Raw genomic sequence first — 24,240 nt, 5'->3', positions numbered from 1 at the left:
CACGACGACGGGAGCGCGATGGAGAGCGGCATCGACTGGGAGCTGGTCCGCACCTCGCTGTGGCCGATCGTCAAGTACGCCCTGATCGGCACCGTCCCGCTGACCCTCGCGTCGTTCGCCGCCGGACTGGTCCTGGCGATGGCGGTCGCGCTCGCGCGGCTGAGCCGGGTGAAGGTGCTCTCCGGGCTCGGCCGCGCCTACGTCTCGGTGATCCGTGGCACCCCGCTGCTGGTGCAGCTGTTCGTGATCTTCTTCGGGCTCCCGAGCATCGGCGTGCGGCTCGACCCCTGGCCGAGCGCGATCATCGCGTTCTCGCTCAACGTCGGCGGCTACGCCGCGGAGATCATCCGCGCCGCGATCCTCTCGGTGCCCAAGGGCCAGTGGGAGGCGGCGCACATGATCGGGATGTCGAACCGGCTCGCGCTGCGGCGGATCATCCTTCCCCAGGCCGCGCGGGTCTCGGTGCCACCGCTGTCGAACACCTTCATCAGCCTGGTGAAGGACACTTCCCTGGCCTCGCTGATCCTGGTGACCGAGCTCTTCCGGCGTGCGCAGGAGATCGCCGCGTTCAGCCAGGAGTTCCTGGTGCTGTACGTCGAGGCCGCGGTCGTCTACTGGGTGCTGTGCCTGTTCTTGTCGGTCGGACAATCGGCGCTCGAGGGAAGGCTGGACCGCTATGTCGCGCACTGACTCGGACCACACCGCCGTCGGTGCTCCCCTGCTGACCGTCACCGGGTTGCGGAAGGCCTTCGGCGACCACGAGGTCCTCCGCTCGATCGACCTCACGGTCCGGCGAGGGCAGGTGGTCGCCCTGGTCGGCCCGTCCGGTTCGGGCAAGACGACGGTGCTGCGCTCGCTGAACGTGCTGGAGGTGCCCGACGCGGGCGTCATCCAGGTCGGCAGCGACCTGACCGTCGACTTCAGCCGCCCCGTTCCGAAGCGGCTCCTGGCCTCGCTGCGGGACCGGAGTGCGATGGTCTTCCAGCACTACAACCTCTTCCCGCACATGACCGTGCTGGAGAACGTCGTCGAAGGACCCGTGCAGGTCCGGCGGCGGCCGCGCGACGAGGCCCTCGAGGAGGCCGAACGGCTCCTCGCCCGGGTCGGGCTCAGCGACAAGCGGGACTCCTACCCGTTCCAGCTCTCCGGTGGCCAGCAGCAGCGGGTCGGGATCGTCCGGGCGCTGGCGATGCGGCCGCAGGTCCTGCTCTTCGACGAGCCCACCTCCGCGCTCGATCCCGAACTTGTCGGCGAGGTGCTCGGCGTCATCCGCGAGCTCTCCGACGAGGGGTGGACGATGGTGCTCGTCACCCACGAGCTCGGCTTCGCCCGCGAGGTCGCCGACGAGGTGGTCTTCATGGACGGCGGTGTCGTCGTGGAGCACGGGCCTGCCGCCAAGGTGCTCGGCGAGCCGCAGCACGACCGCACCCGGCTCTTCGTCCGCAGGCTCCAGCAGAGGTTCTGAGCGGTCCGCGCGTCCGTCAGTCCTTGATGGTGCGGACTGCTCCGTCCCGGCGCGGGTCGGCCGCCGCGACCAGGTGGCCGTCGGCCAGCGACAGCGCCGCGCCGACCCCGCCGTAGTACATCGACAGCTCGGTCTCCCGCCGCACGACCTCCTGCGGACGTCGCGCGTGCTCGACGTGGACGCGCGGATGGTGGATCGCCTCCTGGAGCCCGAGTCCGCCGCTGACGAACCCCGCGAGCGCCTGCACCACCGCGGTGGCGATGCGCGACGCGCCGGGTGACCCGATCGCGAGGACGGAGCCGTCACCGCGGCGCCCGACGGTCGGCGCCATGTTGGAGTGCAGCCGCGTCCCGGGCGCGAGCGTGTGCAGCCCTCGCGCGTTGAGCTCCTGCTCACCGAGGCTGTTGTTGAGCCAGATCCCGGTGCCCTTGGCGATCATCCCGGAGAAGTAGCCGGACGACACCGTGACCGCGCACGCGCGGCCGTCGGAGTCGGCGGCCGAGACGTGCGCCGTCGAGCCGGCCTCCAGCGCGCCGAGCGTGGAGGGGTCGACACGGTCGAGGAACGCGCGCGCCGCGGCCTCGACGTCCTCCGCGACGTCGAGCACCTCCAGGCGGTTGCCCAGCACCGCGCGCTGGACGCGCACGAGGTGCTCCACGTCGTCGGGCGACCACCCGTCGCGAGGACGGTCGTCCAGCAGCCGCAGCATCGCGGCCACGCACACGCCGCCGACCGACGGCGGCGGCGTGGTGGCGAGGGTCCACTCCCCGATCCGCGTCGCCAGCGAGGGGCGGACCACCGGGCGGTACGTCGCGAGGTCGTCCGGCCCGAGGATCCCGCCGCGCTCGAGGACGTCCTCCCCGATCAGCCGCCCCAGCTCTCCGGTGTGCATGACCTCAGCGCCCTCGGCGGCGATGAGCTCCAGCGACTCCACCAGATCGGGGACGACGAGGGGCGCGGTCGTGACCTCGCCCTGCTCGTCGTGGACGGCGGCGCGGCTCAGGTCGTCCCAACCGAAGATCGAGTCGTGGACGTACTCGAGGTAGTACCGCGACGCCGAGCCGAGCCGGAACCCGCCGCACGCCACCTCGACGGCCGGCGCGACGACCTCGTGCCACGGCACCCGCCCGTCACGCCGGTGCGCCTCCTCCAGGGCCAGCAGGGACCCGTGGCAGGCGACCGAGCCGGGGCCGATGGTGACGTCGACCCCGCCGCCGTACTCGGTGTGGATGTCCCACGTGCCGCCACCGAGCCGCCGGCCGCGGCCGGGCATCTCCATCCAGCCGTCGACCGTGTAGGGCCGGCCACCAGCGGGCTGCACGGTGACGAAGCCGCCGGAGCTGAGCGAGACCAGCCCGACCTCGTTGACCATCGTGACCAGGACGGCCGCGAGCGCGGCGTCGACCGCGTTGCCGCCCGCACGGGCGACCTGCTCCCCGGCGTCGGCGGCCGCCTCGCTCGGTGCGGCCAGCGCGACGTCGGTCATGGCGAGCACCGTATCCGGACGGCCGACGGCGGCCGGGGACTCCCCGGCCGCCGTCGGACCTGGTGCTTGCTGTGTTGTGTTGCGCCGTGTCGTGCCGTGCGGGTGCCGACCGCTCAGCGGCGGGCGGTCTTGCCGTGCGCGTGGCCGGTGCCGAGCGTCTTGCTCGTGAGCGACGACGAGCCGTGCGCCCGGTCGACCCGGACCCGCGAGGTGTCACGGGCGAACTTCAGCACCGCCGTGGCGATGGCGTCGGAGTTGACGTCGAGCGCCTTGGTGTTGACGTTGCCGACCAGCCGGTAGTCCTTCTTCAGCAGCCGGTAGAGCTTCCGGTCCTGCCCCGCGCCGGTGAGGTTGTCGCAGGCGGAGTGGTAGCAGGGGTCGTACGACTCGCCGGCCACACCGCCGTGCCGCCGGGCCTCGCGCTTGGTCTTGACGCCCTCCGCGCCGGTGAACAGGCCACCGGCGGGGATGCCGACCGCGATGAACGGGCCGTAGTCGGAGCGACCGGAGAACTCCGAGTCCTCGTAGCGGAGCCCGCGCTTGTCGTAGAACTTCTCGAAGACCTTCTCGATCCGCGCCGAGCCCTTCGGGATGAAGCCGGGCTCGGCCGTCCCCGACGAGTTGTTGCCGTCGTAGATCCCGAAGGTGAAGTTCGGCGACGCGACCATGTCGAAGTTGAGGTAGAGCGCGATGTTGGCGATCTGCCGCTTCTTGAGCCGGCTCACGTAGTGGTCCGACCCGAGGAGCCCCTCCTCCTCGGCACCCCACCAGGCGAACCGCACCCGGTTGGCGGGCTTGACCTTCTTCATCTGGATCGCGGTCTCGAGCAGCGCGGCGCTGCCCGAGCCGTTGTCGTTGATGCCCGCGCCGTCCTGCACGCCATCGAGGTGCGCGCCGGCCATCACCGTGTTGGCACGGTCGCCGCGCTTGGTCTCGGCGAGGACGTTCCAGCTCGTGCGCTCCTCCTCGAAGAAGTCGACGAGCACCCGGACGGTGGCACCGGGGGTCGAGTGGAGGTCCACCCCTGCGTCGTACGTCGCGGCCACGACCGGGATGGTGAGCCCGGTGCCGTCACCGCTCATCCCCATGAGCCCTGTGCGGCCGGGCTGGCCCTCGTTCATGACGACCGCGGCGACGGCCCCGGCCTCCTGGGCGTTGAGCGCCTTGACCGTGAAGTCGCAGGTGCCGCGCTGCATCAGCGCGACGCCGCCCGGCGTGAAGTCGTCGAAGTCCGACTCCTCGCAGCCGCTGGTGCTCGTGTTCGCCGGCGCGTCGGCCGCCATCGGCACGACCACGTCGACGGGGGTGATCGGACCGTCCGCCTCGCCCTGGAAGGTCGGCTCGAAGACGTTGCGGTAGAAGTCCTGGTCGCCGAAGACCCGGGGCTGCGGGCTCACCCGTTCGAGCTCGGAGCTGTCCTCGACGTAGGGGAAGGAGAACTCCTGGACGGTCGGGTCGTACCCCGCCCGCTCCAGCTTCCGGACCACGTAGTTGACCGACTTGCGGTAGCCCTTGCGCCCCGCGGCGCGGTCGCCGTGCTTGTCGGCGATCCGCTGGAAGGCCTCGAGGTGGTTCATCACCCCGCGGAGCTTCACCGCCTTGGTCAGCTTGTCGACGGTGTCGTTGGGTGGAGCCGCGCTCGCCGGCACGTTCGTGGCGGCGGTGGCGAGAGCGGCGGAGACGGCGGCTGCGGTGAGCAGCGCCGAAGCGCGTCTGGTTCGCACAGGAAGCTTCCCTTTCTCCCGGGCCCGGGCGGCCCGGCGGTGTCCCCGGACCCTAGGTCGGGGGCACACCACCGTGGAAGAAAGCGGACGCGCGAATCCGTGCATCCGTCACCTTGTGCAGAAAGGGACGTTCAGCCCTTCGCGAGCGCCGCCTTCACCGCATCCCGGGTGCGGTCGAGCAGCGACGCGAGCGGCCCGGCCATCAGGTTCGTCGTCAGCGAGCTGCCGACTGCCGGGTGCGGGTGCGTCGGGGCGATCGCCTCCGCCGCGCGTACGGCCGCGGCCATCCGCTCGAGCCGCTTCGGGTCGGTGCCGGCCCTCAGCAGCGGGAACTCCTCGCGCTCCTCCGCCTCGGCATGGGTGAAGACGGCCGCCTTGAAGGTGGCGAGCTTCCCCGCGAAGTCGGGGTCGGTGACCGACATCCGGTCGAGCTCGGCGAGCAGCTTCTTCGACTCGGTCTCCTCCTCGAGCCGGGCGTCGACGACGTCGTTGCCACCGTCGGTCATCCGCGCGATGGGGTGGGTGACGAGCTCCTCGGCGGTCTCGTGGACCGCGAGGAAGCGGCGCAGCTCCTCGAAGGCCGCCTGCCGGACGGTGTCGTCACCAGCCTCGTCCACCGCGGCGAACAGCTGCCGGATGTGGTGGTGCTGGTCGATGAGCAGGTCGACGACGTCGCGGGTGTCGGTCGGGGCCACGAGGGCTCCTTTCGTCGGGAGAACGCGTTCCGACGTCTGGGTACCCACCCGCTGGGTGGCGCTACCGCCGGCCGCCGCGATGAGACGGGGAACACCCTGCTCGGTCAGCCGCGCAGGTCGTAGCCGTGCTGCGCCTGGAGCGTCTCCAGCGTCGACCGGTCGGCCTGGACCGCGAAGTCGGGTCCGACGAGGTAGAGCCCACCCTCCTCGGCCGCGATGTCGACGTAGGTGTCGCGGGCCGCCCGGTCGGCGAAGTAGTAGAGCTCGACCGTGCGCCCGTCGATGCGGCAGCTGCCGCTCTCGGTCACGAAGATCTGCTCGTTCGAGGTCTCGTAGCCGGTGCAGCCGACCCGCTCGGCGATCCGGGCGGCGGTGCTCCCGGAGTCCGCGCCGCAGCCGCTGAGCACCAAGGCTGCAGCGGCTGCGGCGACGGCCCCGCCCCCCCAAGCCCTCATCTGCGCATCCTCGCCGGGAAGGTGAGGCCGGGCCAACAGGTGGAAGGTAAAGGTTTCGTGGAACCGGTTGCGGATGGGACGGATGTCCGTTATGCGCGGTTATCCGGTCGCGTTGGTCGGGACGATGGTGACCGTCTCGGACGGCTCCGACACGTTGTTCGCCGCGTCCACCGCGCGCACGTCGAAGGTGTACTCGACGTCGTTGGTGAGCCCGGTGATCGTGGTCGTCGTGCCCGCGACCTGCGGCCAGTCGGTCCAGTCGGCGGCTGAGGACTCGCGGTACCGCACCCGGTAGGCCACGGCGTCGTCCACCGCTTCCCATGTCAGCGTCGCCGACCCGTCGCCGGGCTGGGCGTCGAGCCCGGTCGGTGCGTCGGGGGGCGTGGTGTCCGGAGCGGCGAGGAACACGATGGTCCTCGTCCCCGAGGTCACCTTGCCGGCGCCGCGGTACTTCTGGACGACAGCGCGCAGGTCGTAGCTGCCGGTCGGTCGGGTGAACCGCAGCGTCGCGACGCCGACCGAGTCGAGCCGGCCACGCTTCAGCACGGTCCACGAACCGTTCTGCTCGACCTGGAGCAGGACCGGGCGGTTCCTCCGCGCCGGGGTGGAGGTGATGACCGCGTTGACGTCGGTGCCGTTGGCCACGCTGGTCGGCACCTCGAGGGTCACGGTCTGGCGGACGGTGTCGATGAGCCGGACCGGCGACTTCGTCGCGGTGTACCGCTTCTTGCCCTTCTTCGACGCAGGCACCACGAGGCGGTAGCGGACGTCCTTCGCGCTGGCGCGGCCGGTGAACACGATCCTGCCGTTGCGGGAGGTCTGCGCCGTCACCAGCTTCTGCCAGCGGCCGCCGACGAGGCGGCCCTGGAGCACGACCCGGCGCTTCACGGCGGGTGTCACCCGCCCCTTGAGGGTGAACGGCTCACCGGCGATCCGCTGCGCGTGGCTCGCGACGAGCGATGCCGTGGAGTCGATGACCTTCGGCGGCTTCGGTTTCCGCGGCCTGGTCGGCTTGCTCGGCTTGCCGGGCTTCCCCGGCAGGAACGGCTTCTCGTAGCGCGGGGGCGGGTTGGAGTCGCATGCGACGTTGTCCCCGTCCGCGTCCAACCGATGCGGGTCGACAGCCGGTCCTCCCTGCCTCAGGAAGAAGAGCTGCGCGGCCCTCTGGCTCGGGAAGTCAGCGCAGTCCTTGTCCGCCCATGACCCGGCGGAGGCGGGCGGCCCGGCGAGGACCGTGAGCAGCGCCGTCAGCATGGCGGCGAGCGCGATGGTGACCGGCAGTGTGTGGAGCCGGCGTACCGGCAGCGTGGTTCGAAGCATCCCCGTGCCCCCCTGGTGTGGCTAGCTTGCCGCGACCCTAGGGGCGCACGATTGTCACGTCACGTGTCGGCCGCAAAGTAAAGCCCTAGGCCCCGACCTGTGGAGGACGAGGGTCCTGCGCAAGCGGTGGCCCTGAGCGGCGTACGACGGAGACGGTGCTCAGTCGCCGTAGGTACAGGTGATGTTCGCGCCCTGACCCTCGCCGCCGGTGCGGGCCTCGAGGATCGTCCGCGACCTCTCGACCTCGCGGCTGACCACCTTGCCGGTCTTCACCCGGCGCACCACGGTCTTGGTGGTGGTGGTCTCCACGAGGTAGTCGGTGGCGAAGGCTTCGTACTCCACGAGCGGCTGGCCCGGCCAGTCCTGCACGCACCAGAGCGCCGCGAGAGCGCCGTCGTTGCCGGTGCCGTACTCGTGCCCCTGGTCGCCGCTCCACTCGGTGGTCACCGTGGTGGTCGTGCAGGTGCGCAGCCCTTTGTGCCGCTCGCAGACGCGGTCGGCGGCCTGGGCCGACCCCGCGATGGTCAACGGCGCCGCGAGGGCCCCCGAGAGCAATGCTGCTGCCACAACGCGTCGCATGTGATGTCCCCTGTCTCTGCGCGTACCCGTACAACGTACGACTGGCGCCCGGGTTATCCCCCGTGCCCTAAGGCGGGGCTTTCAGGCCCATCGTCCCGATGCTTCCCCGGACCTGGGGCCGGCAGGCCCCGACCAGGACCAGGGCCAGGTCAGGGCGAGGTCAGGGCCAGGTCAGGGGTAGGTCAGGGGTAGGGCCAGAAGGGCAGGAGCGGGAGCCAGGGGAACAGCTCGAGCCACTGGTCGAGGATCGAGCCCGGCTTGCCGGGCCCGGGCACCGAGATCGGGACGTCGCCACTGCTGCCGCCGCCGGGGCCACCTCCGTGGCCGGCGGGCGGAGGAGGCGTGGCGGAGCCCTTCGGCGTGGCCCGGACGGTGTTCGAGAAGCCCGACTCGTTGCCGTAGCGGTCGACCGCGGTGACCTTGAACTCGTACCTCGTGCCGTTGCCGAGCTTGGTCACCCGCAGGTAGCCGACGTTCTTGTCGACGACCAGGGTGTTCCATGTCGAGGAGGCCGACGACCGCATGTAGACGAGGTAGGCCGCGAAGTCTCGCGCGTCCACCTTGTTCCACACCAGCTCCACCGAGCCGTCGCCGGGCTCCGCGCGGAGGCTCTGGGGCTTCGGAGGAGGCGTCCGGTCGCGCGGCGTCGTGATCACGATGCGGCGGTGCGGCGAGACGACCTTGGGGGCCCCGCGCCACTGCTGGACCACCGCGCGGAACGTGTAGGCGCCGCTCGCCACGCGGAGGAAGGTGAACTCCTCCTGGCCCTTCTCGTCGAGCTCGCCGACGGCGATCGTGCGCCAGGTGTCGCTGAGCACCTGGATCCGCACCGGGCGCTTCTTGCGGAACGGCGCCGCCCACACCGACGCCTCGATCAGCTCGCCGCCGCTGGAGACGCGCATCGTCAGTCGGGCCTCCTGCTCGACCGACTTGACCTTCAGCACCTTGGAGCGGGCAGCGGCGTAGCGGGTGCTCCCCCGCTTGGCAGCAGGCACGACGACGCGGAACCTGGCGTCCTGGGTGGTTGCCTTGAACTCCCGGGCCAGCTCGCCCTTGGCGGTGGTCCTCCCGGACACGAAGTTGGTCCACTTGCCGCGCTTGCCGAGCTTGCGCTGGACGACGACCTTGCGCCTCATCTCCGGGTAGACGTGCGCGCTGAGCTTGACCTTCTCGCCCGGGATCCGCTTCGCCGCGTTGACGCTCATCCAGGCGCTGGTGCTCGCCTTCCTCGGCCTCTCCGCCGACACCACGCTCGACGAACCCGGCGCGCCGGCCGCCGGAGCCGGGGCCACGAGCCCCAGCAACGCCGCCGCCAGAAGGAGCACCGCCAGTGCGACCGTTCCCCGGAGCGGTTCCCGCATGGTCGTGGTCGAGCGAAGCATTCGCACGCACCCCCTGGTTCTGCGATCTGCTCCCCGCACACTAGGACCGCCGAAGCGGTCTAGTCGTGGTCCGCGAGCGGAGTCGAGCCCTAGGACTCAGGATGTGGAGGAGAAAGTCCCGGAGGTCACGGCGTGGCGGAGAAGGTCCTGACCGCCGTACGCCGGTGGAGCAGCGCCGAGCCGAGCAGCACCAGCAAGCCGGCGAGCGAGAGCGCGGCCCCCACCACCGCCGGTGCCCGGTAGCCCCAGCCGGCGGCGATCACCGCGCCACCCAGCCACGCCCCGAGCGCGTTCGCGACGTTGAGCGAGGCGTGGTTCATCGCGGCGCCCAAGGTCTGCGCGTCACCGGCCACGTCCATCAGCCGCAGCTGGAGGTTCACCACCAGGACCGAGCCGAGCACCGGGACGAGGAACGCGACCGGCAGCGACCACCAGCCGGCCGGCGCGACGGCCCCGAACAGGAGCAGGACCAGCCCCATGCCGAGCGCCGAGCCGAGCAGGGAGCGGAAGACCGACCAGTCGGCCAGGTGCCCGGCCACCCAGGTGCCGGCGACCATGCCGGTGCCGAACGCCAGGAGGAAGACCGGCACCGCCGACGAGTCCAGCCCGCCGGTGCGGGTGATGGTCGGCGCGATGTAGGTGTAGACGGCGAACATCCCGCCGAAGCCGATCGCACCGGCCAGCAGCGTCAGCCAGACCTGGGCGCTGAGGAACGCCGACAGCTCACGCCGACCGCTGGCGTGCGGGTCGCCCGGCGAGGAGGGCACGAAAGCCAGCACGAGCAGGGCGGTGACGATCCCCAGGACGGCCACGGCGAGAAAGGCCGAGCGCCACCCGAGGTGCTGGCCCATCCAGGTCGCGGCGGGGACGCCGACCACGTTGGCGACGCTCAGCCCGAGCATGACCGTGGCCACCGCACGCCCCTTGCGGGCCGGCTCGACCAGGCCCGCGGCGACGAGCGACGCCACGCCGAAGTAGGCGCCGTGCGGCAGCCCCGCGACGAACCGGCCCAGCGTGAGGAGCCCGAACCCCGCGGCGACGGCGCTGAGGGCGTTGGCCACCGTGTAGCCGCCCATCAGGGCGAGCAGGAGCGCGCGCCTCGGCAGCCGGGCACCCAGGAAGGCGAGCACGGGAGCCCCGACGACCACCCCGACGGCGTACGCCGAGATCAGGTGGCCGGCGTCGGGGATCGAGACCCCGACGCCCTCGGCGATCTCGGGCAGCAGCCCCATCGTCACGAACTCGGTGGTGCCGATCGTGAAGCCGCCGGTCGCCAGCGCGAGGATCGCGAGGGTCACGTGGGTGGTGGTGGCCCGGCTGGGCGCGCGGTCGGGGGCGGTGGTCACGGGCACGGTGGGCCCAACCCCGGCAGCGTGACCACTATTCCGCGTCGACCGCGCGTGGACGGCGACCGCGGAGCCGCAGCCCGGCCAGGACGACGAGGACCGCGACGGCCGCGCCGACGACGGTCTCCACGCCGCGGTCGAGGAGCAGCTCCCCTGCGGGGCGTGGCGCCGCGAGCTGCCCCATGAGGAGCGCCATGGGCGTGATCGTGACCATCGCCACCCCGTAGTTGCGGCCGACCACCATCTCGGTGACGACCTGCAGCACGACGACCACGAGCACGGTCGGCACGGGGTCGAGGTGGAGCGCGAGGAGCGCGGCGCTCGAGACCAGCCCGAGCAGGGTGCCGACGACGCGGTGGGCGGCCCGCACCAGCTGGTGGCCCACCCCGCGGACGGTCAGCGGCGCGGACGCGGCCACCATCGCCCAGTAGGGGTGACCGATGCCGAGCGCCGTCGCGATCCCTCCTGCCGCGACCACCGCCGCCGCCTGCCGCAGCGGCTGCACGGTCCAGGCGGGACCCAGCCGTCCGCGGGCACGCCGCCGGTGCGGCGAGCGTTGGCCGCGGAGCACGGCCCCGACGTTGCCGACGACGACCGAGAACGCGGCGCTGGCGGCCGCGACGCCCGCGGCCGCCACGACGTCCCCCACCTCGTGCGGCACCGAGGCCACGGCGCCGAAGCCGAAGACCAGGAACAGGGGGCCCGGAGGGTGCCAGTCCTGCACCGAGGCGAGCACAGACCCGAGCGCGGCCACCACGGCGCCCACGGCGACGGCGGCCCATGCCCGCTGCTCCAGGGAGCCCACGAGCACGCCGACGGCCACGGATGCGGTGAGCGCTGCGCCGGCGCTGAGCTGCATCACGGCGCGTGAGAGGTGCACGTGGTTGCGCCCGTAGAGCGAGGTGAACGCCCCGAAGGTCGCGTAGAGCGCCCACTCGGGTCGCTCGACGACCAGCACCCCGAGAAGCGGGACCAGGACGGAGATCCCGGCGCGCACCCCGACCCGGTGAGCGCCGGGGGTCGGTGCGAGGTGCAGGAACCCCCACGCCGTACGGGCGTCGGGACGAGCAGGGGAAGCCACGGCAGCATCCTCCCCAACCCGCAGGGATCGATCGTCTCCCGGCCGGACGCGTCCTCGACGCAACCCGGACGCGGGGCCCGGCGTCTAGTGCACGACAGGACCGAGTGGAACGAGGGGATCATGCGCAGGACAGGCACCAGGGCACGGGCGGCGGTCGTGACGACCCTGGCGATGGCGGTGACGACGGTGGCCGGTGCCGCCTCGGCGTACGCCGCGCTGGAGCTCCTCGCCGACCGGGAGCCCGCGAGGGCGGCGGCCGTCGAGCCCCAGGTCGTCATCCGGCACAGCAGCGAGCCGGACGACGAGCCGCAAGGCGAGCGACGGGAGGAACGGCGCGAGGAACGGCGCGAGGAGCGCACCCCCGACCCGGGCGGGCCGGTGCTGCTGGCGCCGGGCGCGGAGGGACCGGAGGTGCGCGAGCTCCAGGCTCGGCTCCGCCAGATCGCCTGGTTCGCCGGTGACGTCACCGACCACTACGGCGAGCAGACGAAGGCCGCGGTCGCCGGGTTCCAGGCCAAGCGCGGCTTCCCGTCCACCGGGGTGGTCGACCAGCGGACGATCACGCGGCTGGAGGAGATGACCACCGAGCCGACCGCGGACGAGCTGGCGAACGTCGCTCCCGACCCGGCGGAGGGCAGCCCGCTCGACCCCCGGTGCCTGAGCGGACGGGTGCTCTGCGTGGACAAGTCGACCAACAGCCTGCGGTGGGTCGTCGACGGCGAGGTGCAGGTCAGCCTGGACGCGCGGTTCGGCGGCAACGGCTACACCACGCGGGAGGGCGAGTTCTCGGTCTACCGCAAGAGCCGGGACCACGTCTCGACGCTCTACGACACCTCGATGCCGTTCGCGATGTTCTTCTCCGGCGGGCAGGCGGTGCACTACTCCCCCGACTTCGCCGCGAACGGCTACAGCGGGGGGTCCCACGGCTGTGTGAACATCCGCGACTACGACGAGATCGCGGCGTTGTACGACCAGGTGCAGCTCGGCGACAAGGTGGTCGTCTACTGGTCGTGACCGGGTGGACCCAGCGTCGCCAGGACGGCACGGGCGTAGGCGCACTCCGCGTCGATGTCGATGTGCCGCTCCTGGCGACCTTCGTGGTCGACGGTGACCACGAAGCCGCCGGGACGCGCCTCGAGCGACACGAAGGCGTCACCGAGCAGCGTGCGGAGCTGGTCCTCGCGCGGCAGCCACACCACGTCGCGGGCCATGATGCTGTCGAGCGCCCACTCGGTGGTGCCGTTGAACCCGAGCAGCCGGCCGGTGGGCAGGTCGTGCACCTCCACCACCATGTCGCTGACGACGAACACCTCGTCGTCCATGTCGCGGTCGGGCACGACGAACCGGTCGCCGGCCACCGGGGTCCAGGGCAGCCCGGCCCGGCGCAGCCGCAGGGCGAGCTCGAGGGAGATCACCGCTCCAGTCTGCACGCCCCCTGTTCGCCGAGCCGCTCAACACTCGAGCGTCAGGAGCTGACGGTGGCGGCCTCCTTGCGCTCCTTCGGGATCCGTGTGATGAGCGTGAGCGCGACGGACGCCAGCGCGATGATCCCCATCACCGTGTAGGCGAGCGTGTAGTTGTCGTCCTCGCCGAGCAGGGACGAGATCAGGATCGGGCCGATCACGCCGCCGAGGCTCCACCCGATGAGCATCAGCCCGTAGATGGCGCCGGCGTTCTTGACACCGAAGAAGTCGCCGGCGGTGGCCGGCATGGTGCCGAAGCCTCCGCCGTAGCAGAGGTAGATGACAGCCGCGAGGACGAACCAGAGCGCGACGTTGCCGGCGTGCGGGAGGATCAGCAGGCACACGCCCTGCAGCGCCAGCATCGCGGCGAACGACGGCATCCGGCCGATGTAGTCGGAGGCCGCGGCCCACACGATCCGGCCGCCGCCGTTGAAGATCGCGAGGACACCGACCGCGGTGGCCGCCGCGGCGCTGCTGTAGCCGGCGATCCCCTCTGCGCTGCCGGCGGCCACCGAGATCAGAGCGATGCCTGCGCTGACGTTCAGCGTCAGGATGGCCGTCAGGAGGTACCACTGCGGGGTCCGCAGCGCCTCACCCTGCGAGAACTCCTTGGCGCCCTCGCCACCGCCCGTGGCCGACTCGTAGCCGGGCACGGTGTACCCCTCCGGCGGGTTGCGGAAGATCGCGGCACCGGCCAGCGACATCACCAGGTAGGCGAGGCCCAGCCACAGGAACGACTTCGTCGGTTGCGCAGGGTCCTTGGAGATCAACCACTGGGCGACCGGCGAGGTCAGCACGGCGCCGAAGCCGAAGCCACCGACGGCGAGCCCGGTGATCAGCCCTTTCTTGTCAGGGAACCACTTCTGGAGCATCGCGATCGGGACGATGTAGGCGACGCCGAGCCCGAAGCCGCTGATGACGCCGTAGCCGGCGATGAGGAGCCAGAGCTGGTCATCGCCGCGCGAGAACGACGCGAGGATGATGCCGATGGCGTAGATGATGCCGCCGGCCAGCGCGACGACCCGCGGACCGCGCTTGTCCTGGATGCGGCCGCCGATGTAGGTGCCGACGAAGATCATCGCGATCGTGATCGTGAACGGCAGCGACGCCTCGACCTTCGACAGCGCCCAGTCCGGCGCCTTCTCCTCGTCCTGCAAAGCCTTGGAGAAGACGCTCCATGCATAGACGGCGCCGATGGAGAACTGGAGCAGCAACCCCCCGCCGACGAGCAACCAGCGGTTGCCGGTCGAGCCGGACGTGGGTGTGCCGGACGAGGATGTGCCGGACAACGCTGAGCTGGACGACGCTGAGCTGGACGACGCTGAGCTGGATGACGCTGAGCTGGACGACGCTGAGCTGGACGACATGGTGCGGATGCCTCCTCGCAGCCCTGCGACAGGGCTACTGTTTCTCGACGTACCTGGTGGGCCCTTCCCGCGCGATGCGTTCGCGCTGCGGGACGACGACGTACTTCGGGTCGCGTGCGGATTCCATACCCGCCTCGAAGACCCCGAAGCGGGTGCAGGCCGAGCCGGCGAGCAGGGCGGCGCCGGAGGCCACGGCCGCGGCGCGGCTGCGGCCGGCGAGCAGGGTGCCGACGGCGCCGACGACGGTGAGCGCCTTGGCGGCCTTCATGAGCCGCCCGGCCTTGCCGTGGTGGAGCGGCTCGGCGGTCAGCCCCATCGACTGCTCCATGCGGTGCTCCATCGCGAGCTCGACGAGCGCGCCACCGAGCGCGAACGTCCGTGCCGGGCCGGCCTCGGCGACCGGAGCGCCGATCATCCCGAGCCCGCCGGACGCGGCGGCTGCGGAGCCGCAGAAGACGAAGGGCAGCTCGCGGTAGGCCTCGTGCCACGACGGCGTCGCGGTGTCGGAGAGCAGCACCGCGGTGTAGGCCGCCACCGGCGGGGCGGTGACCCCCGCCACCAGCCCCGCCGGACGGCCAACCCACCTCAGCAGCTTCAAGGGGCCTCGGAGCCGCGAGGGCGTCGCCCCCTCGGGCAGCAGCCCGGCGAGCTCCGCCGCCGCGGCGATCGCCGCGAAGGGGCCGTACGTCGAGAGGATCCACGTGCCCACCGACATCGGCGACGTCAGCTTCACCGTGCGCAGCATGTTGAGGAACCGTGACGGACGTCCGAGGTCGTGCACCAGCGCAGCCATGCTGAACCCCAGCGCGACGATCGCGCCGAGCCGGCCGGTCCGTCGTAGCCCGTCGCGGCCGGTGATGCTGGCGCCGGCCGCCAGGAGCGACGAGCCGGCGGCCACCCCGCCCGAGAAGAGGTACGCCGGGATGTCTGCCTCCCACGGCGCGGGCTTGACGATGTTGCGGCCGTAGTAGGAGGTGAACTCCGCCGGCTCGACCATCGAGAAGTCGGAGGCCCCACGGCGGCGCATCGGCTCGCCACCGCCCGGTGCGGTGGCCTCGGAGCCCGGCAGCCGCTGGTCGCGCTCGGAGCTCTTCACGAACGTCTCCCCAGGAAGGAGACGACCGCGCCGGCGAGCAGCGCCAGCCCCGCGGCCGTCGCTCGGTTGAACATCTGCGGAAGGTCGCGGGTCGTGACGACCGGGTCGGGCGGCAGCCCGTAGACCTCCGGTTCGTCGAGGAGCAGGAAGAAGGCGCCGGTGCCCCCGACCCCGTCCTCGGGGTCGTTGCCGTAGAGCCGCGCGTCCATGACTCCGCGCTCGTGCAGCTGCGCGACCCGCTCGTTCGCGCGCTCGCGCAGCTCCTCGACGTCGCCGAACTGGATCGACTCGGTGGGGCACGCCTTGGCGCAGGCGGGCTTCTCCCCCACCGTCAGCCGGTCGTAGCAGAGCGTGCACTTCTGCGCGATGCCGACGTTCTTGGCGCCCTCCGGCCCGCGCCGCCGCTCGATCACGCCGTAGGGGCAGGCCGCGACGCAGTAGCCGCAACCGTTGCAGATGTCGTCCTGGACGACGACCGTGCCGAACTCGGTGCGGAACAGGGAGCCGGTCGGGCAGACGTCGAGGCAGGCCGCGTGGGTGCAGTGCTTGCATACGTCGGAGGACATCAGCCAGCGGAAGTCGGGCTTGTCGTGGCCGGTGTCGGTGGCGCCGTCGGAGTCGGGCCCCATCGCCGGCATCCCGAGCTCGACCGGTGGTGCCTTCGCCCGTGCCATGCCGCCGTCGGCCGCCTCCGGGCTGCCACTGCGTCGCGGCTGCTCGATGAACGCCACGTGGCGCCAGGTGTTCGCGTTGAGGTTGCCGGTGTTGTCGTAGGACATCCCGAGCATCCCGAACCCGTCGTCGGGGACCTCGTTCCACTCCTTGCAGGCGACCTCGCACGCCTTGCACCCGATGCAGACGCTGGTGTCGGTGAAGAACCCCTTGCGCGGCGGGTGCGGGTCGTAGCCGGTCTCCGCCGCCGGGTCCACCGGCCCGTAGAGGCTGTTCTTGCGAAACACCATCAGCTTCCCTCCGGTGCTGCGTCGTCGCTGCCGGGCTCGTCCTGGCCCTCGGCGCGGTCGCCCGAGTGGCCGTTGCGCCGGCTCATGCCGCTCGGTCCCTCGCCGGTCGGGTCACCCTCGTGGATGCCGTCCGCCCCGGGGCCGGTGGTGACGACACCGGCGTACTGCCCCTCGACGACGCCGGACCGGTCGCGGTACCCCTGCACCAGCTCGAGCAGCGCCTTGCCCGTCGGGCGGCGCCCGGGGCGCACGTCGCAGGTGCCGACCTTGCTCTCCTGGATGAGCACGTTGGGGTCCAGCGAGATGCCGAACAGGTCGTTGGTCGAGTCGCCGGACACCAGGCCGCCGGGGCCCCAGTGGTATGGCATCCAGACCTGGTGGACCGTGCGCCCCTCGACGCGCAGCGGGCGGAGCCGGTCGGTGACGAGGACGCGCGCCTCGATCGCCGACCGTGCGGTGACGATCGTCGCCCAGCCGGAGTGCTCGAGGCCGCGCTCCGCGGCGAGCGCCGGCGAGACCTCGACGAACATCTCGGGCTGGAGCTCGGAGAGGTACTCGAGGTAGCGGCTCATCCCGCCGGCCGTGTGGTGCTCGGTCAGCCGGCTGGTGGTGAACACGAACGGGAACACGTCGCTGTGCCCCTCGCGCGGGCTCGGGTTCAGCCGGTTGTCCTCGCGCTGGTACTCCTTGCGGGTGGGGTTGCCCTGCTGCCCGTACACCGGGTTGCGGAACGGCGACTCCACCGGCTCGTAGTGGGTCGGCAGCGGCCCGTCGATCAGCCCCTGCGGGACGTACAGCGCGCCCTTTCCGTCGCCCTGCATGATGAAAGGGTCGTCACCGGCCAGCCCGGCGACGCCATCGGCGCCGTGCGGGGGCCGGTACGTCGGCGGCTTGGTCTTCTCGAAGTCCGGCACGTCGTAGCCGGTCCACTCGCCGTTCTCGCCCTTGTCCGGGTCCCACCAGACGTAGGCCTTCCGGTCGCTCCACGGCTTGCCCGACGGGTCTGCCGACGCGCGGTTGTAGAGGATCCGCCGGTTGGCGGGCCAGGCCCAGCCCCATTCGCCGGCGACCCAGTCCTGCTCGCTGCCGGGCTTGCGGCGGGCGGCCTGGTTGACGCCGTCCTTGAAGACACCGGTGTAGATCCAGCAGCCGCCCAGCGTCGAGCCGTCGTCCTTCATCTCCATGAAGGTCGACAGCGGCCGGCCGGTCGCCACCTCGTAGCCGTTGATCTCCTTGAGGACGTCCTCGGCGGACGGCTCGGCGTGCTCGCCGTGCGTCGGGTAGTCCCAGTTGAGGTCGAGGATCGGGCGGTCGCGCTCCAGCGTGGAGTCCTTCAGCCGGTCCCGGACCATCCGGCCGAGGTGGTAGAAGAACCAGAGCTCCGAACGGCAGTCGCCCGGTGCCTCGACGGCCTTCTCGCGCCACTGCAGCATCCGCTGGGTCTGCGTGAAGGTCCCTTCCTTCTCCACGTGGGAGGCGGCCGGCATCAGGAAGACCTCGGTGCGGCACTCCTCGGGGACGATCTCGCCGGTCTCGATCTCCGGGGCGTTCTTCCAGAACGTGGCGCTCTCGATCTCGAACAGGTCGCGGACGACGAGCCAGTCGAGGTTGGCCATCCCCAGCCGCTGCGCGCGGCCGTGCGCGGAACCGACGGCGGGGTTCTGGCCGAGCAGGAAGTACCCCTTGACCTTGCCGTCGATCATGTCGAGCACGGTGCGGTAGGTGCCGTGGTCTCCGGTGATCTTCGGCAGGTAGTCGAAGCAGAAGTCGTTCTCCGGCGTCGCCTTGTCGCCCCAGTAGGCCTTGAGCAGGTTGATGCCGTAGGCGCCGGCCTTCGACCAGAACCCCTTCGACCCCGGCTTGCGGACCGCGTCCACCCACTCCTGCAGCGAGGTGTGCTGCTCCGCGTTGGGCATCGGCAGGTAGCCCGGCAGCAGGTTGAACAGCGTCGGGATGTCGGTCGAGCCCTGGATGCTCGCGTGGCCGCGGAGCGCCAAGATGCCGCCCCCCGGGCGGCCCATGTTGCCGAGCAGGAGCTGGAGGATCGCGCCGGTGCGGATGTACTGCACGCCGACGCTGTGCTGGGTCCAGCCGACGCTGTAGACCAGCGCGGTGGTGCGCTCGCGGCCGGAGTTCTCGGTCCAGGCGCGGCACACCTCGAGGAAGTCCTCGGGGTCCACGCCGCACGTCTCGGCCACCATCTCCGGGGTGTAGCGGGCGTAGTGCCGCTTGAGGATCTGGTAGACGCAGCGCGGGTGCTGGAGGGTCTCGTCGCGGAGCACCTCGCCGTCCACGCTGATGCCGTGCGTCTCGTGCTGCATCGCACTGGCGGTCTCGCGCTGGACGTCGTGGTCCTCGCGGGCGCTCCCCTCCGCCTCCTGCCGCTCGTACTGCCAGCTGCCGGTCTCGTAGGTGCGGGTCTCCGGGTCGAACCCGGAGAACAGCCCGTCGAGCTCCTCGGCGTCGACGTACTCGTCGCTGACGATCGAAGCCGCGTTGGTGTAGGCGACCACGTAGTCGCGGAACTCCAGCCCGTTCTGCAGGACGTAGTTGACGATCCCGCCGAGGAACGCGATGTCGGTGCCCACGCGGATCGGCACGAACTTGTCGGCGTGCGCACTGGTCCGGGTGAACCGCGGGTCGACGTGGATGATCTTCGCGCCGCGCTTCTTCGCCTCCATCACCCACTGGAACCCGACGGGGTGGGCCTCGGCCATGTTCGAGCCCTGGATGACGATGCAGTCAGCGTTGGCGAGGTCCTGCTGGAACCCGGTGGCGCCGCCGCGCCCGAAGCTGGTCCCCAGACCGGGGACGGTGGCGGAGTGTCAAATGCGCGCCTGGTTCTCGATCTGGATCGCGCCCATCGCGGTGAACAGCTTCTTGATGAGGTAGTTCTCCTCGTTGTCCAGCGTGGCGCCACCCAGGCTCGCGATCCCCAGGGTGCGACGGACCTTGCGGCCGTCGGCGTCGATGTCCTGCCAGGTGTCGTTGCGTGCCTTCACGACCCGGTCGGCGATCATGTTCATCGCGACGTCGAGGTCGAGGTCCTCCCACTCCGTGGCGTAGGGACGGCGGTAGCGCACCTTCGTCTGCCGCATCGAGCTGGTGACGAGGTTCTTGCTGGCCGAGCCCTTCGGGCAGAGCCGCCCGCGCGAGACGGGGCTGTCCGGGTCACCCTCGATCTGGATGACCCTCTCGTCCTTGACGAAGACCTTCTGGCCGCAGCCGACGGCGCAGTAGGGGCAGACGCTCTTGGCGACGCGGTCGGCGGTGGCGATGCGCGGTGATATCGAGTCGGTGCGCGCGGAGCGGACGGCGGGGCCACGCCCCAGTGGGTCGCGACCGCTGAGCTGACGGAGCACCGGCCACCCGAGGAACGACCTGCCCATCGACTCCTCCTCCCGAGAACGTGGTCCGGACCACGGACGCTACACAGCCCGTCGTACCCAACGGAAGCACCCGCAACCGTCAGCGCACGACGAGTGTCGTCTCCCCCGCCGGCACGAGCTCGCCGACGACCGGGTGACCGGGAAGCTCCCCGGCCACGAGCAGTCCTCCGGAGGTCTGGGCGTCGGCGAGGAGGAGCAGCTCGTCCTCGTCGAGCGAGGAGGCGAGGTGCGGTCGCACCCAGTCGAGGTTGCGCCGGCTCCCGCCCGGGACGAACCCGTCGGCCAGCGATTGCCGCGCACCGTCGACGTAGGGCACCGCGGCCGCGTCGACGACCGCCGTCACGCCGCTGGCGCGAGCGAGCTTGTGCAGGTGACCGAGGAGCCCGAAGCCGGTGACGTCGGTGGCGCACCGGTGGCCGGCGGCGACGGCCGCCTCCGAGGCCTCCTTGTTGAGCGCGGTCATCGTGGCGACGGCCTCCTCGAAGAGCTCTCCGGTGGCCTTGTGCCGGTTGTTGAGGATGCCGAGCCCGAGCGGCTTCGTCAGCGTCAGCGGTACGCCGGGGCGGCCGGCGTCGTTGCGGAGCAGCCGGTCGGGGTGGCCCATCCCCGTGACGGCGAGGCCGTACTTCGGCTCCCGGTCGTCGATGCTGTGACCGCCGGCGAGGTGGGTCGCCGCCGCCGCGCACCGCTCGGCCCCTCCGCGCAGGACCTCGGCGGCGACGTCGAAGGGCACCAGGTCACGGGGCCAGGCGAGGAGGTTCACGGCGACCAGTGGCGTGCCGCCCATCGCGTAGACGTCGGAGAGCGCGTTGGCCGCCGCGATCCGCCCCCACTCGTAGGGGTCGTCGACGACCGGCGTGAAGAAGTCGGCGGTGGCGATCACCGCGCGTTCGCCGTCGATCCGGACCGCGGCCGCGTCGTCGCCGTCGTCGAGCCCGACCAGCAGGTCGCCGCCGGCACGACCCGCGTCGAGTCCGGAGAGCACCCGTTCCAGCTCCCCTGGTGGGACTTTGCAGGCGCAGCCGCCACCGGCGGCGTACTGGGTGAGGCGCAGCTCTTCCGTGGTGGTCACACGCTCAACCTACGGCCCTCGGCTAGGTTGTCCCGCGGAGGCGTACCTCGTCTGGTGACGGGCGCGGTCCTCAAAACCGTAGGGGCCCGGCATCCGGGTCCGGCGGGTTCGATTCCCGTCCGCCTCCGCCACGACCACCCCGCTGCTCGCCCGCGGCCAGGAGGCTTGGAATCCCGGCCGGTGGGCATCAGGCTGGTGACGGTTCTCCGGGGGCCGGCGTAGGGAGAGGGGCATGGTCCTCCAGCGACGACTGACCACGGTCCTCCACGACCTGGCGTCGCTCGTCAACGACGACTTCACGGTCGTCGACGCCGCGAAGGTCCTCCTCTCGGTGGTCCCACGGGTCCTCGACGTCGACGGCGCCGGCATCTCGGTGGTGGACGGCTCCGGACGGATGCGGTTCGTCCAGGGCACGACCGGGTCGGTCGAGGAGCTCGACCGGCTCCAGGAGCTGCAGGAGGCCGGGCCGTGTATCGACACCTGCCGCCACGGCGAGCCGGTGGACGTCCCGGACGTCACGGCCGTCGACCGGTGGCCCCTCCCCTACCGCGAGCGTGCGGCGCACGCCGGGCTCCGCGCCGTGACGGCGTTCCCGCTGCGGGCCCGCGGACGGGTCTGGGGCGCGCTCACGCTCTACCGTGCGGGGCTGGGCGCGCTCGGCGAGGAGGAGATGGCGACCGGACAGGCGCTGGCGCATGTCGCGGCCGGCTACCTGGTCCTCGCCGACGACCGCGACGCGCTCCGGGTCGCGCAGCTCGAGCTCTCCCACCGGGCGATGTACGACCAGCTCACCGACCTACCCCGCCGGTGGGTGCTGGTGGACCACGTCACCCGTGCGCTGGCCGGGGTGCAGCGGCACGGCGGCCACGTCGGGCTGCTGTTCGTCGACCTCGACGGGCTGAAGTACGTCAACGACACCCACGGCCACCCCGCCGGCGACGAGCTGATCCGCGCCAGCGCCGACTCGCTGCGCCGGACCGTGCGCCCCACCGACGTGGTGTCCCGGGTCGGGGGCGACGAGTTCGTCGTCCTGCTCCCCGAGCTGTCCCGCCCGCAGGCGGCCGAGCAGGTCGCCGACCGCGCGCTGGCCGCGATCACCGAGGCGGCCCGGGCGTCCCGGCTCACCGGGAAGCTCTGCACGGCGAGCATCGGGGTGGTGACCACCGCGGACGCGACCACCTCGGCGGACACGCTGATCAGCCACGCGGACGCCGCGATGTACCAGGCCAAGCGCGCCGGCGGTGGGCGCTACGCGGTCTTCGACCCGACCACGTACGCCGCCGTCACCGGGCGGCAACAGCTGCGCGCCGACCTGAGCGCCGCGCTGAGCCGGGACCAGCTCGAGCTGCACTACCAGCCGATCATGGGGCTCGCGGACGGGACGCTGCACGGCGTCGAGGCGCTGCTGCGGTGGCGCCACCCCGAGCGGGGGTTGCTCGCCGCGGGCGAGTTCATCGAGGCGCTCGAGGGCACCGACCTCATCGTGGACGTCGGAGGATGGGTGCTCCGAACCGCCTGCGCGCAGCTGGCCACCTGGGACGCCGAGGTTCCGGACGCCGCCCCGGGGCAGGTGTTCGTCAACCTGTCCCCCGGCGAGCTGGGCCACCCTGAGCTCGCGGAGCGCATCCGAGTCGCGCTGGCGGACAGCGGGATCGCCGGGGACCGGCTGGTGCTCGAGATCACCGAGACCGAGGCGCTGACCCACACCCAGGTCGCGGTGGCCACGCTGACGGCGCTGCGCGACACCTTCGGTTGCCGGTTCGCGATCGACGACTACGGCACCGGCCACTCGTCGCTGGCGCGGCTGGTGCAGCTGCCGGCCGACATCATCAAGGTCGACCGGACCTTCACGAGCCGGCTCTTCACCAGCGACACCATCGGGCCGATCGTCTCCTCGCTGATGCACCTCGGCGACCGGATCGGCCGCGACATCGTCATCGAGGGCATCGAGGACGACTCCGCCCGGGAGGCGCTGCTGGCGCTCGGCTGCCGCTACGGGCAGGGGTACCACCTGGCCCGCCCGCAACCGGCGACCGAGCTCAGCGGCCGGCTCGCCGCGGGGTTCGCGACGCGACCCCGCAGCTGACCCCTGCAGCTGCCCCTGCAGCTGCCCCTGCAACTGACCCTGCAGCTGACGCTGGCCGTCACCCGAGCCGTCACCCGACCGTGTAGCCGGTGATCCGCTGGCCGTCACTGGTCACGAGCAGCGGTTCGGTCGGCGAGAACGCGAGCTCGTTGACGCCGCCCATGTTCGGCTGGTCGGCGACGACCTCGTGACCGTCGGTCGCGTGCACCCGCACGGTGCCGTCGAGCGCGCCCGACGCGAGAAGGGAACCGTCCGGCGACACCTCGACCCCGCGGACGTAGTTGTTGTAGTTGCCGAGCGATGCCACGGGCGAGCCGTCCTCCACCGACCACACCTCGACCGTCGACTCGTTGGTGGCGCCGTACAGCGTCGTGCCGTCGGGCGAGAACGCCAGGTCGGAGATGCCGCCACCGGCGCCCTCGGCGTGGTGGGTGCGCGTCCAACCGTCGGTCTCGAAGAGCTCGAGGTAGCCGCCGGAGCCGCCGACCGCGACGACCGAGCCGTCCGGCGAGAACGCCAGCGACTCCGCGGAACCCTCGGACGGCAGCTCCTCGACCAGCTCCCCATCGGCCGTGTAGACGCGCACGCCGACCTCGTCCCACGAGGCGGTCGCGAGGAGCTCGCCGTCGGGAGAGAACGCCACCGATCGGACCTCGTCCTCGGCGCCCTCGACGACGGTGACCTCGCCGCTCTCGACGTCCCAGACTCGCGCGGTGCCGTCGGCGCCGGCCGAGGCCAGCAGCGCGCCGTCAGGCGAGTGGTCCACGTGGTTGACCGCGCCCTCGTGCCCTTCGAGGGTGGCGAGCTCCTCGCCGTCGCTGCTCCAGGTGCGGACCGCCCCGTCCGCGTCACCGGACGCGAACCGGCTGCCGTCCGGGGCGAAGTCCAGCGCGTACACGTAGTTCGACTGCTCCGGGATCTCCACCGAGACCGTCAGCGTGGGCGCCGCGGACGCGGTCCACGGCTCGACCGCCGGGACCTCGGCTTCGGCCGCGGTGGTGCCGCCGGCCCCGGACGACGCCGGCTCCTCCTCGTCGCCGCACGCCGCGAGCGACGTGGTCAGCAGCAGGCACAGCACAGCAACGGCTCTCATCGTGACGACCTCTCGCACCCCGTGCTCCCGAGCCGTGACGACGGCGGAGCACCCCGAATGACAGCGGCTCCCTGCCGCCCGGCGGGACGCTACCGGCGCGCGAGCAGCGGCCACGGCACGGCACAGGACGGTCGCGCGATGTTAGGGCGATGGTCCCCCGGGTACACGGCCTCCTGGGC

Annotated in this window: 19 protein-coding genes, 1 tRNA gene and 2 pseudogenes; 5 read left to right on the top strand and 17 right to left on the bottom strand. The window is 71.8% G+C overall.

The window, feature by feature from the left end:
- Positions 1-18 precede the first annotated feature (18 nt).
- Both FIP57_RS04660 and FIP57_RS04655 read left to right on the top strand, forming a co-directional pair.
- On the top strand, positions 19-690 hold the full coding sequence (locus FIP57_RS04660; RefSeq protein WP_203231055.1) for an amino acid ABC transporter permease: 672 nt from the start codon (positions 19-21) through the stop codon (positions 688-690).
- Positions 677-1,465 (top strand): amino acid ABC transporter ATP-binding protein, encoded by a 789-nt coding sequence (locus FIP57_RS04655; RefSeq protein ID WP_148572336.1) that lies wholly within the window; start codon positions 677-679, stop codon positions 1,463-1,465. The genes FIP57_RS04660 and FIP57_RS04655 overlap by 14 nt, the downstream gene beginning before the upstream one ends.
- Positions 1,466-1,481: 16 nt before the next feature.
- On the opposite strand, the gene FIP57_RS04650 is transcribed toward FIP57_RS04655, so the two are convergent.
- The 9 genes from FIP57_RS04650 to FIP57_RS04610 all read right to left on the bottom strand — a co-directional run bounded on the left by FIP57_RS04650 (position 1,482) and on the right by FIP57_RS04610 (position 11,533).
- Positions 1,482-2,951 (bottom strand): gamma-glutamyltransferase, encoded by a 1,470-nt coding sequence (locus FIP57_RS04650; protein ID WP_148572335.1) that lies wholly within the window; start codon positions 2,949-2,951, stop codon positions 1,482-1,484.
- Between the two features lie 113 nt (positions 2,952-3,064).
- Positions 3,065-4,675: a M20/M25/M40 family metallo-hydrolase gene (locus FIP57_RS04645; RefSeq protein WP_148572334.1), complete on the bottom strand. Its 1,611-nt coding sequence runs from the start codon at positions 4,673-4,675 to the stop codon at positions 3,065-3,067.
- A gap of 131 nt (positions 4,676-4,806) precedes the next feature.
- Positions 4,807-5,370, bottom strand: coding sequence for a hemerythrin domain-containing protein (locus FIP57_RS04640; protein ID WP_148572333.1), 564 nt, complete (start codon positions 5,368-5,370; stop codon positions 4,807-4,809).
- A 104-nt stretch (positions 5,371-5,474) separates the two neighbouring features.
- Entirely contained in the window at positions 5,475-5,825 is a 351-nt protein-coding gene (locus FIP57_RS04635) for a hypothetical protein (protein WP_148572332.1), read from the bottom strand.
- Between the two features lie 99 nt (positions 5,826-5,924).
- On the bottom strand, positions 5,925-7,145 hold the full coding sequence (locus FIP57_RS04630; protein WP_148572331.1) for an excalibur calcium-binding domain-containing protein: 1,221 nt from the start codon (positions 7,143-7,145) through the stop codon (positions 5,925-5,927).
- Positions 7,146-7,304: 159 nt separating this feature from the next.
- On the bottom strand, positions 7,305-7,724 hold the full coding sequence (locus FIP57_RS04625) for a hypothetical protein (RefSeq protein WP_148572330.1): 420 nt from the start codon (positions 7,722-7,724) through the stop codon (positions 7,305-7,307).
- Positions 7,725-7,906: 182 nt separating this feature from the next.
- The gene (locus FIP57_RS04620) at positions 7,907-9,106 is read right to left on the bottom strand and encodes a fibronectin type III domain-containing protein (RefSeq protein WP_148572329.1); all 1,200 of its coding nucleotides are present in this window, start codon (positions 9,104-9,106) and stop codon (positions 7,907-7,909) included.
- Between the two features lie 125 nt (positions 9,107-9,231).
- Positions 9,232-10,452: an MFS transporter gene (locus tag FIP57_RS04615; RefSeq protein ID WP_203231054.1), complete on the bottom strand. Its 1,221-nt coding sequence runs from the start codon at positions 10,450-10,452 to the stop codon at positions 9,232-9,234.
- Positions 10,453-10,486: 34 nt separating this feature from the next.
- Complete coding sequence (locus FIP57_RS04610) at positions 10,487-11,533, bottom strand: FUSC family protein (RefSeq protein WP_148572328.1); 1,047 nt, start codon at positions 11,531-11,533, stop codon at positions 10,487-10,489.
- A 120-nt stretch (positions 11,534-11,653) separates the two neighbouring features.
- Between FIP57_RS04610 and FIP57_RS04605 the strand changes: the two genes are divergently transcribed.
- Positions 11,654-12,547, top strand: coding sequence for a L,D-transpeptidase family protein (locus FIP57_RS04605; protein WP_148572327.1), 894 nt, complete (start codon positions 11,654-11,656; stop codon positions 12,545-12,547).
- On the opposite strand, the gene FIP57_RS04600 is transcribed toward FIP57_RS04605, so the two are convergent.
- From FIP57_RS04600 to selD, 7 genes and pseudogenes are all read right to left on the bottom strand, one after another.
- Complete coding sequence (locus FIP57_RS04600) at positions 12,535-12,948, bottom strand: pilus assembly protein CpaE (RefSeq protein ID WP_148572326.1); 414 nt, start codon at positions 12,946-12,948, stop codon at positions 12,535-12,537. The genes FIP57_RS04605 and FIP57_RS04600 overlap by 13 nt on opposite strands.
- Positions 12,949-12,998: 50 nt before the next feature.
- Entirely contained in the window at positions 12,999-14,285 is a 1,287-nt protein-coding gene (locus tag FIP57_RS04595; protein ID WP_203231053.1) for an L-lactate MFS transporter, read from the bottom strand.
- Positions 14,286-14,397: 112 nt separating this feature from the next.
- Complete coding sequence (nrfD, locus tag FIP57_RS04590) at positions 14,398-15,459, bottom strand: NrfD/PsrC family molybdoenzyme membrane anchor subunit (RefSeq protein ID WP_203231052.1); 1,062 nt, start codon at positions 15,457-15,459, stop codon at positions 14,398-14,400.
- The gene (locus FIP57_RS04585; RefSeq protein WP_203231051.1) at positions 15,456-16,421 is read right to left on the bottom strand and encodes a 4Fe-4S dicluster domain-containing protein; all 966 of its coding nucleotides are present in this window, start codon (positions 16,419-16,421) and stop codon (positions 15,456-15,458) included. The genes nrfD and FIP57_RS04585 overlap by 4 nt, the downstream gene beginning before the upstream one ends.
- A pseudogene (gene fdh / locus FIP57_RS04580) lies at positions 16,421-19,234 on the bottom strand (formate dehydrogenase); the annotation flags it as partial. The gene FIP57_RS04585 and the pseudogene fdh, both read right to left, overlap by 1 nt.
- A gap of 12 nt (positions 19,235-19,246) precedes the next feature.
- A complete protein-coding gene (locus FIP57_RS24605; RefSeq protein ID WP_148572323.1) occupies positions 19,247-19,810 on the bottom strand; it encodes a molybdopterin-binding domain-containing protein in 564 nt (187 codons plus the stop codon).
- A gap of 56 nt (positions 19,811-19,866) precedes the next feature.
- Positions 19,867-20,882: pseudogene (selD, locus tag FIP57_RS04570) on the bottom strand (selenide, water dikinase SelD); the annotation flags it as partial.
- Between the two features lie 36 nt (positions 20,883-20,918).
- Between selD and FIP57_RS04565 the strand changes: the two are divergent.
- Together FIP57_RS04565 and FIP57_RS04560 are read left to right on the top strand one after the other, a co-directional pair.
- Positions 20,919-21,013: transfer RNA gene (locus FIP57_RS04565), tRNA-Sec, on the top strand.
- Between the two features lie 101 nt (positions 21,014-21,114).
- Positions 21,115-22,968, top strand: a complete 1,854-nt coding sequence (locus FIP57_RS04560; protein ID WP_148572321.1) for a putative bifunctional diguanylate cyclase/phosphodiesterase — start codon at positions 21,115-21,117, stop codon at positions 22,966-22,968.
- Positions 22,969-23,038: 70 nt separating this feature from the next.
- On the opposite strand, the gene FIP57_RS04555 is transcribed toward FIP57_RS04560, so the two are convergent.
- Positions 23,039-24,061, bottom strand: a complete 1,023-nt coding sequence (locus tag FIP57_RS04555) for a WD40 repeat domain-containing protein (protein ID WP_148572320.1) — start codon at positions 24,059-24,061, stop codon at positions 23,039-23,041.
- Between the last annotated feature and the right edge of the window lie 179 nt (positions 24,062-24,240).

This window comes from Nocardioides caldifontis (genome assembly GCF_008087345.1).
Classification (GTDB): Bacteria; Actinomycetota; Actinomycetes; order Propionibacteriales; family Nocardioidaceae; genus Marmoricola_A; species Marmoricola_A caldifontis.
The sequence above is the reverse complement of the archived record's forward strand: the minus strand, read 5'-3'. Positions and strand labels throughout refer to the sequence as shown.

What these genes read in the sequence shown, in the direction of transcription:
- FIP57_RS04660 (WP_203231055.1), top strand. Translation starts at nt 19, where the DNA reads ATGGAGAGCGGCATCGACTGGGAGCTGGTCCGCACCTCGCTGTGGCCG.
- FIP57_RS04655 (WP_148572336.1), top strand. Translation starts at nt 677, where the DNA reads ATGTCGCGCACTGACTCGGACCACACCGCCGTCGGTGCTCCCCTGCTG.
- FIP57_RS04650 (WP_148572335.1), bottom strand. Translation starts at nt 2,951, where the DNA reads ATGACCGACGTCGCGCTGGCCGCACCGAGCGAGGCGGCCGCCGACGCC.
- FIP57_RS04635 (WP_148572332.1), bottom strand. Translation starts at nt 5,825, where the DNA reads ATGAGGGCTTGGGGGGGCGGGGCCGTCGCCGCAGCCGCTGCAGCCTTG.
- FIP57_RS04630 (WP_148572331.1), bottom strand. Translation starts at nt 7,145, where the DNA reads ATGCTTCGAACCACGCTGCCGGTACGCCGGCTCCACACACTGCCGGTC.
- FIP57_RS04625 (WP_148572330.1), bottom strand. Translation starts at nt 7,724, where the DNA reads ATGCGACGCGTTGTGGCAGCAGCATTGCTCTCGGGGGCCCTCGCGGCG.
- FIP57_RS04620 (WP_148572329.1), bottom strand. Translation starts at nt 9,106, where the DNA reads ATGCTTCGCTCGACCACGACCATGCGGGAACCGCTCCGGGGAACGGTC.
- FIP57_RS04605 (WP_148572327.1), top strand. Translation starts at nt 11,654, where the DNA reads ATGCGCAGGACAGGCACCAGGGCACGGGCGGCGGTCGTGACGACCCTG.
- FIP57_RS04585 (WP_203231051.1), bottom strand. Translation starts at nt 16,421, where the DNA reads ATGGTGTTTCGCAAGAACAGCCTCTACGGGCCGGTGGACCCGGCGGCG.
- FIP57_RS24605 (WP_148572323.1), bottom strand. Translation starts at nt 19,810, where the DNA reads ATGGGCAGGTCGTTCCTCGGGTGGCCGGTGCTCCGTCAGCTCAGCGGT.
- FIP57_RS04560 (WP_148572321.1), top strand. Translation starts at nt 21,115, where the DNA reads ATGGTCCTCCAGCGACGACTGACCACGGTCCTCCACGACCTGGCGTCG.
- FIP57_RS04555 (WP_148572320.1), bottom strand. Translation starts at nt 24,061, where the DNA reads ATGAGAGCCGTTGCTGTGCTGTGCCTGCTGCTGACCACGTCGCTCGCG.